The following is a 7787-nucleotide window of genomic DNA, read 5'->3' as shown; positions in this document are numbered from 1 at the left end:
GACCTCCCCGCCCCCGACGTCGTCCTGGACGTCCGGCTGCCCGGCGAGTTCCGCGAGAGCCACGTCACCGGCGCCGTCCACGTCCCGCTGCCCGAACTCCCCGCCCGCTCCTCGGCGACGTCCCGTCCGGGACCGTCTGGGTGCACTGCGGCTCCGGCTACCGCGCCGCGGCCGCCGCCTCCCTCCTCGAACGAGCGGGACGCACCGTCGTCCACATCGACGACGCCTACGCCCACGCGACCGGCCTCGCCGCCTGACGAAAGGAACCAACGTGACCCCGCACGTCCTGGACACCGCCGCCCTCCGCCACCTGCTCGACTCCCCGGACGCACCGCTCGTCGTCGACGTCCGGACCCCGGCCGAGTTCGAGAGCCTGCACATCCCCGGGTCGCTGAACGTCCCGCTCGACCTGCTCCGCGAGCACCGCGCCGAACTGCGCGAACGCCTCGGCGCACGCACCGTCCTGGTCTGCCGCTCCGGCGTCCGGTCCGAGCAGGCGGCCGAGGCGCTCGGCGTCGACGGGCCGCGCGTCCTGTCCGGCGGCCTGACCGCCTGGCAGGCGGCGGACGCCCCGGTCGAGACCGGACGCCCCCGCTGGGACCTCGAACGCCAGGTGCGGCTCGTCGCGGGCTCGATCGTGCTGACCTCGGTCCTGACCAGCGTCTTCGTGCCCCGCGCCAAGTGGGTCGCCGGAGCCATCGGCGGCGGCCTGACGTTCGCCGGGCTGTCCGGCACCTGCGCGATGGGGACCGCCCTGTCGAAGCTCCCGCACAACCGCGGCCCCCGGATCGGCATCGGCGACGTCCGCGCGGCCCTCGGCGACCGGTGAGCCGCGCCCCATGGTGACGGTCCTCGCCCTCGGCGCGGTGATCGGCGTCCTGCTGGGCCTCCTGGGCGGCGGCGGCTCGATCCTGGCGGTGCCCGCCCTGGTCTACGGGGCGGGCCTCGCACCGGCCGCCGCGATCCCCGCGTCGCTCCTCGTCGTCGGGATCTCCTCCGCGACCGCCGCGCTCCCGCGCCTGCGCGAAGTCCGCTGGCGCATCGCGGGCGTCGTCGGCGGCGCGGGCGCGGTCGACGGCGGTCGGCGGCGCCGCCCTGGGCCGCCTGCTCCCCGACACCGCGATCATGCTCGGCTTCGCGGCGCTCATGGTGGTCGCCGGAGCGCGGATGCTCACCGGCGACGTCCCGTCCGGCGGGGCCTGCGCCCTGCCCGGCGGCGGCGTCGACTGGCGGAGCTGCCTGCCGAAGTCCCTCGCCGCCGGGACGGCCGTCGGCCTCCTCACCGGACTGTTCGGCGTCGGCGGCGGCTTCCTCGTCATCCCCGCGCTGGTCCTCGGCCTGGGGCTGCCGATGGCGGCCGCCGTCGGCACCTCGCTCGTCATCGTCACGGCCAATGCCGCCGCCGGGTTCGCCGTCCACGCGGGCGACGCCGCCCTCGATCCGATGATCCTCGGCGGCTTCACCGCCGCCGCGGTCGCCGGCTCGCTCGCCGCCGCCCGCGCCGCGCACCGCGTGAACGCCGACCGCCTCCGCCGCTGGTTCGCCCTCTTCGTCTTCGCGGTAGCCGCCTTCACAACCGCCCAAACCCTCCTGAACCCACCCTACCCCTGGCCCGCGGTGGCCGCCCCACGCGGCCACCGCCGGGGCGGGGTCAGGTGCGGGTGGGGTGGGGGTGGAACATGCGGGCGGCGGAGGTTCCCAGGCCCGTGGGGCGCAGGTCTCGGGGGCGGACGGGGCGTTCGTCGTAGCGGTCGGACTCGCGGTGCCACTTGAGGATCCCGGCCATCCAGTCGCGGATCTCCTCGACGTAGGCGTCGAGGGCCGTGCGGGCGCGGGCGTCGAGGGCCAGGTCGTCGCACAGGGCGGGGATCTCGTTCGCGACGAGGTGCTCGAACTGGCGGCGGCGGGACGTGATGAGGTCGTTCACGATCGGGAGGGCCTCGTCGCGTCCGCAGTCGAAGAAGTGCTGGACGGCGAGCAGGCCGTTGTTCAGCTCTCCCTCGTACTCGATCTCCTTCTGGTACGAGAAGACGTCGTTCATGAGGCACGCGACGTCCATCGCGGAGACGTCGAGTTCGCGGAGGGTGCGGGTGCGGAACACCTCGGCGGGGATCTCCGTGGAGTGCTCGATGCGCGAGAGGGCCATCGTCATCTCGGAGCCGAACGTGTGGCGGCGCATCTCGACGTAGTCGACGGGATCCGGGACGCGGCCCTGCAGGTGGTTGTTCAGCTCCCAGACCCAGCTCTCCACCATGTGCTCGACGGCGGCGCGGAACTCGCGCCGTCCGCGATCGTCCATGGGGGCGGCGGTGCGGCGCCACAGGTCGGCCAGGCCCCGCTCGAAGGGGTTCTCCGGCGCGGGCGTCTCGCCGAGGTCGAGGGGGAGGAAGCCGGGGACGCGCGCGTTGAACAGCTTCGCGCCGGCCATGTCGCGGTCGCGGTTGTAGACGGCGGGGAAGTAGTCGTCGCCGTAGGTGCCGACGGCGAGCCACTGCGTGGCGAGGTCGAGGGCGTCGGCGGACGCGTCGGGGGAGATGGACGCCGCGCAGATCTCCAGGGCGCAGCCCCGCAGTTTCTCGGCGGACCAGACCGGGACGGCAGGCGGGGATGCGGGGAGAACATTCCCATCTCGGCGGCCCACGCGACGCAGTTGCGGCCCGCGCGCTCCCGGTGCGGGTTGACCCTGGGGAGATATGGGACGTCGAAGTCGGGGAGGGGCGTCGGGCCCACCTTCTGGTGCGGGACGTGCGGGATGCTCAGCCGGACCGACTTGAGGAGCGCAGGCAGGCGGGCCGACATGCCGATCGGCTTCTTGGCGTTCATGTACCGGCTCGACGACTCGTGCCACGAGTGGCCGCCGGACTGCCAATCCTGCAGGCCCTTGACGTACGCGGCGACGGCCGCGCGTTCGGACGGGTCGAGGGTCGCGTCCTCGAACAGCTGGGGGAGTTCGGTGAGGGCCGTGTTCTCGAACTGGCGGAGCCGAGAGGTGAGCAGGTCGTTGACGGTGTCGGCGGCGGCCTGCGGGGCGACGTCCAGGAAGCGTTCCATGACGAGGACGCAGTTGTTGATCTCGCCCTCCCGCTCGGTCTCGCGCTGGTAGGAGAAGATGTCGTTGCGCAGGTGGACGGCGTCGGAGAACGTGTCCTTCAGGACGCGCAGCGGCCGCGTGTGCACGACCCGTTCGGGGATCTCGACGCCGGCGGCGTGCTCGACGAGGTCGGCCGACCAGGGCGCGCCGCCGACCTTGCGGCGCATCTCGATGTACTCGACGGGGTTCGGCACACGGCCGTCGCTGATGTTGCGCAGTTCCCACAGCGACTCGCGGAGCAGGTTGTCGGTGCTGATCGCGAACCGCTCGCGCCAGGCGTCCGATTTGGACGGGACGGTCCGTGCCCACAGATCGGCGAGGCCCCGTTCGACCGCGTTGGTCGCCTCCGGGGGCTCCAGCGACATGAACAGGGGAAGCCGGTCGAGGTACGCGCGCGCGCCCGTGTGGTCTTGCGGCTTTTTGAAAACTTCGAGGAAGTGGTCGTCGAAGTAGAACACCCACACGTACCAGTCGGTGACGAGGTCGAGTTCCGGACCGTCGCAGTCCGGGTGGGTGTAGGCGCAGAGGAGCGGATAGTCGTGCGCGTCGAGTTCCGCTTCGTCCCAGATATCGGGGGTTCCGGGGTCGCGCGTCTCGTCCAGCATGCCCATGTCGCGGGCCCACGCCTTGCTGTGCGTCCGCGTGCCCTCCAGATGCGGGTTCAGGCGCGCCGGGTACGGGACGTAGAAGTCGGGCAGCTCGAAAGGTTGCATCGACCGGCCTTTCATCGGGGACGGTCCGCAACTTACAGCAGGCGCAAAGTTACCTAGGGTGAGTCTTTGCTTCCCGGCCGAGCCTAGTGACACGACCGCGAAACGGGGTACGGGCGGTCCCATGGACAGTGAAGTGCGGCCGGTGCACGCGGACGCACCCTCATCGTGAACGGGACCGAGCATCGGCTCCGCGTGGACACGCGGTCGTCGCTGCTCGACGTGCTGCGCGAGACGCTCGGGCTGACGGGCTCCAAGAAGGGCTGCGACCACGGGCAGTGCGGCGCCTGCACGGTGCTGCTGGACGGGAGCCGCGCGAACGCGTGCCTCGCGCTCGCGGTCGCGCACGACGGCGCGGAGATCGTCACCGTGGAGGGGCTCGCGCGGGACGGGCGGCTGAGCGAACTGCAGGAGGCGTTCGTCGAGAACGACGCGTTCCAGTGCGGGTACTGCACGCCGGGCCAGCTGTGCTCGGCGACGGCGATGCTGGACGAGGCGCGGCGGGGCTGGCCGAGCGCGGTCACGGCGGACGTCGCGCGCGACCCCTTCCTCGACGACGACGAGATCCGCGAGCGGATGAGCGGCAACCTGTGCCGGTGCGGCGCGTACGTCGGGATCGTCGCGGCGGTGCGCGACGTCGCGGGGGAGACGAACCGGGCGGCGCGGGACCCGGGCGCGGTCGCCGAACGGATCAGGGAGGCGTCCCGCACATGAGGCCCTTCGTGTACGAGCGCGCCGCGAACGCGGCCGACGCCCTGGAACTGCACCAGGACGGAGCCCTGTACCTGGGCGGCGGAACCAACCTGGTGGACCTGATGCGTCTCGGGGTGGAGGAACCCACCCGTCTCGTGGACGTCTCCCGACTTCCGTACGACGAGGTCGAGGTGCTGGCGGACGGGACGCTCGTCATCGGGGCCGCCGTAAGCAACAGCGACCTCGCCGCAGACCGGACCGTCCGCGAAACCCACCCGCTGTTGGCGCAGGCGATCCTGACGGGGGCGTCCGGTCAGATCCGCAACCGCGCCACCGTGGGGGGCAACCTCCTGCAACGCACGCGCTGCTCCTACTTCCAGGACGCGTCCAAGCCGTGCAACAAGCGCGACCCGGGGACGGGGTGTCCGGCCAGGGAGGGCGAACACCACAACCTCGCGATCCTGGGGCATTCCCCCGCGTGCGTGGCGACGCACCCGTCCGACATGGCCGTGGCGCTGGCCGCACTGGACGCGACGGTGCGCGTGCAGGGCCGCGACGGGGAACGCACCATCGCGTTCGAGGAGTTCCACCGGCTCCCCGGCAACGAACCGGAACGCGACTCGAACCTGCGGGACGGCGATCTCGTCACGGCCGTCGAGGTGCCGCCGCTGCGGATGCCGTCCCGGTACCGGAAGGTGCGCGAGCGCGCCTCGTTCGCGTTCGCGCTGGTCTCGGTCGCGGCGGCGATCCGCACGGTGGGCGAGACGGTCCCGGACGGTACGGGCGGCGTCGTCCGCGACGTCCGGCTCGCGCTCGGCGGCGTCGCGCACAAGCCGTGGCGGTGCCGCCGCGCCGAGGACGTCCTGCGCGGCGCGCCCGCGACCGAGGAGACGTTCATGCGCGCCGCCGAGGCGGAGCTGGAGGCGGCCGAGCCGCTGCGCGACAACGGCTACAAGGTGACGCTCGCCCGCAACCTGATCGTCCGGACGTTGATCGAGTTGCAGGAGGCTGCCTCATGACGGAGCGGTTGGAGAGTCGGGAGAAGGTCACCGGGGCGGCTCGGTACGCCTACGAGTATCCGGTCGAGGGCGTCGCGTACGCGGCGGCGGTTCAGGCGGCGGTGGGCAAGGGCGAGATCCGGTGGGTGGACGACGCGCGCGCCCGCGCGATGGAGGGCGTTCTGGACGTCCTGTCGTGCGAGAACGCGCCGCGGCTGGAGGACGCGTCGGAGGGCGAGCTGGCGGTGTTCCAGTCGCGGACGGTGTCGTACCGGGGGCAGTTCGTCGCGGCGGTCGTCGCCGAGTCGCTGGAGACGGCGGTCGAGGCGGCGCGGCACGTCCGGGTGGAGTACGCCGAGGAGGAGCCGGACGTCCGGCTGCGTGCCGACCATCCGGGGATGTACCGGCCGGACGCGGTCAACGCGGGTTTCACGCCCGACACCGAGAAGGGCGACCCGGACCGGGGCTTCTCCACGTCCGTCGTGCGCATCGACGCGACCTATTCGACTCCGGCCGAGCACAACAACCCGATGGAACCGCACACGACCCTCGCGTACTGGGACAAGGACGGCAGTCTCGTCCTGTACGACTCGAACCAGGGCGCGTCGGCCGTGCAGTCGACCCTCGCGCCGATCTTCGGCCTCGACCCGTCGCGGGTGCGGGTCGTGTCGCCGCACGTCGGCGGCGGGTTCGGGTCGAAGGGGACGCCGCGTCCGAACGTGGTGCTCGCCGCGATGGCGGCGCGGGCCGTCGGGCGTCCGGTGAAGTTCGCGGTGCCGCGCCAGCAGATGTTCGCCACGACGGGCTACCGCACCCCGACGGTGCAGCGGCTCCGGCTGGGCGCGGACGCCGACGGGTGCCTCAACGCGATCACGCACGAGGTGTTCGAGCAGACCTCGACGGTCACGGAGTTCGCCGAGCAGACCGCGACGCCGACCCGCACGATGTACCGGGCCGAGCACCGCCGCACGTCCCACCGGCTCGTGGCGCTGGACGTGCCGACGCCGTCGTGGATGCGGGCGCCCGGCGAGACCCCCGGCATGTACGCGCTGGAGTCGGCGATGGACGAGCTCGCGGTCGCGACCGGCGTCGACCCGATCGAGCTGCGCGTCCGCAACGACACCGGAACCGAGCCGGAGAGCGGCAAGCCGTTCAGCTCCCGCAACCTGGTCGCCTGCCTGCGGGAGGGCGCCGAGCGGTTCGGCTGGGACCACCGCGACCCCGCGCCGGGCGTCCGCCGGGTCGGCCGCAAGCTGCTCGGCACGGGCGTCGCCGCCACCACCTACCCCGCCTACCAGAGCCCCGGCAAGGCCATCGCCCGCGCGGAGCCCGACGGGACGTTCACCGTCCGGATCGCCGCCGCCGACATCGGCACCGGCGCCCGCACCGCCCTCGGGATGATCGCCGCGGAGACGCTCAAGGCGACCTGGACGCCGTCCGGATCGAGCTGGGCGACAGCGCGCACCCCGCCGCGTCCGTCGCGGGCGGTTCGTCGGGCACCGCGAGCTGGGGGACGGCCGTGGTGCGCGCCTGCGAGTCGCTGCGCGGACGGCTGAACGGGGAGGTGCCGCCCGCGGGGATCGAGGCGGCCGCCGACACCGCCGCCGAGCTGAAGGCCCGCGAGGAGTACGCGCGGCAGGCGTTCGGCGCCCAGTTCGCGGAGGTCGAGGTGGACGTCGACACCGGCGAGGTCCGCGTCCCGCGGATGCTCGGCGTGTTCGCGGCCGGGCGGATCATCAACCCGACGACCGCGCGCTCGCAGTTCATCGGCGGCATGACGATGGGGATCGGCATGGCGCTGATGGAGGAGAGCGTCATGGACGACGAGTTCGGCGACTACCTGAACCGCGACCTCGCGCAGTACCACGTGCCGTCCTGCGCGGACGTCCGCAACGTCGACGCCGCGTGGATCGAGGAGATCGACCCGCATCTCAACCCGATGGGGTCCAAGGGCATCGGCGAGATCGGCATCGTGGGCGCGGCGGCGGCGATCGCCAACGCCGTCCACCACGCGACGGGCGTCCGTGTCCGGGATCTGCCGATCACTCCGGCACGTCTGCTCCCACAACTTTGATCATGTGATCAACCGAACGCCCCACGTTTTCCCGTCAGGTGAGGGCACGGAGCCGGACGAGGTGAGAACCTGGGACATGCGGGTCCGCTCCGGCGGCATCGAAGTGATGCGAGCGTCCCGCCCGAAAGGCGAGGAGCGGATGACGGTCTGGCGGATCACCGGCGGGGATTCCGAATCGGGTGCGCCGCGTCCCGAGCGGGCGTCGCCCCGCTACGACCTCG

Annotated in this window: 4 protein-coding genes and 5 pseudogenes; 7 read left to right on the top strand and 2 right to left on the bottom strand. The window is 72.6% G+C overall.

Going from position 1 to position 7787, the window contains the following annotated elements; all coding sequences use genetic code 11:
* The 4 genes and pseudogenes from BJF79_RS15375 to BJF79_RS50925 form a co-directional block, all read left to right on the top strand.
* Positions 1-257: pseudogene (locus BJF79_RS15375) on the top strand (hypothetical protein); the annotation flags it as partial.
* 14 nt (positions 258-271) lie between these two features.
* Positions 272-829 (top strand): rhodanese-like domain-containing protein, encoded by a 558-nt coding sequence (locus BJF79_RS15370; RefSeq protein WP_075898101.1) that lies wholly within the window; start codon positions 272-274, stop codon positions 827-829.
* 10 nt (positions 830-839) lie between these two features.
* A pseudogene (locus tag BJF79_RS60075) lies at positions 840-1010 on the top strand (sulfite exporter TauE/SafE family protein); the annotation flags it as partial.
* A 115-nt stretch (positions 1011-1125) separates the two neighbouring features.
* Complete coding sequence (locus BJF79_RS50925) at positions 1126-1773, top strand: sulfite exporter TauE/SafE family protein (protein ID WP_075898099.1); 648 nt, start codon at positions 1126-1128, stop codon at positions 1771-1773.
* A gap of 181 nt (positions 1774-1954) precedes the next feature.
* On the opposite strand, the pseudogene BJF79_RS60070 reads toward BJF79_RS50925, so the two are convergent.
* A pseudogene (locus BJF79_RS60070) lies at positions 1955-2641 on the bottom strand (terpene synthase family protein); the annotation flags it as partial.
* A 392-nt stretch (positions 2642-3033) separates the two neighbouring features.
* Positions 3034-3696, bottom strand: a pseudogene (locus BJF79_RS60065) (terpene synthase family protein); the annotation flags it as partial.
* A 273-nt stretch (positions 3697-3969) separates the two neighbouring features.
* Between BJF79_RS60065 and BJF79_RS15350 the strand changes: the two are divergent.
* The 3 genes and pseudogenes from BJF79_RS15350 (at position 3970) to BJF79_RS15340 (ending at position 7566) form a co-directional block, all read left to right on the top strand.
* Positions 3970-4515 carry a 2Fe-2S iron-sulfur cluster-binding protein gene (locus BJF79_RS15350; RefSeq protein ID WP_262402064.1) on the top strand — a complete coding sequence of 182 codons (546 nt, stop codon included), beginning with the start codon at positions 3970-3972 and terminating at the stop codon, positions 4513-4515.
* Complete coding sequence (locus BJF79_RS15345; protein WP_075898097.1) at positions 4512-5513, top strand: FAD binding domain-containing protein; 1002 nt, start codon at positions 4512-4514, stop codon at positions 5511-5513. Before BJF79_RS15350 ends, BJF79_RS15345 begins: the two co-directional genes overlap by 4 nt.
* Positions 5510-7566 (top strand): annotated as a pseudogene (locus BJF79_RS15340) (xanthine dehydrogenase family protein molybdopterin-binding subunit). The gene BJF79_RS15345 and the pseudogene BJF79_RS15340 overlap by 4 nt, the downstream one beginning before the upstream one ends.
* Positions 7567-7787 lie beyond the last annotated feature (221 nt).

Source organism: Actinomadura sp. CNU-125 (assembly GCF_001942465.1).
In the GTDB taxonomy this organism is placed as follows: domain Bacteria; phylum Actinomycetota; class Actinomycetes; order Streptosporangiales; family Streptosporangiaceae; genus Spirillospora.
This window is presented reverse-complemented; position numbering and strand designations above follow the sequence as displayed.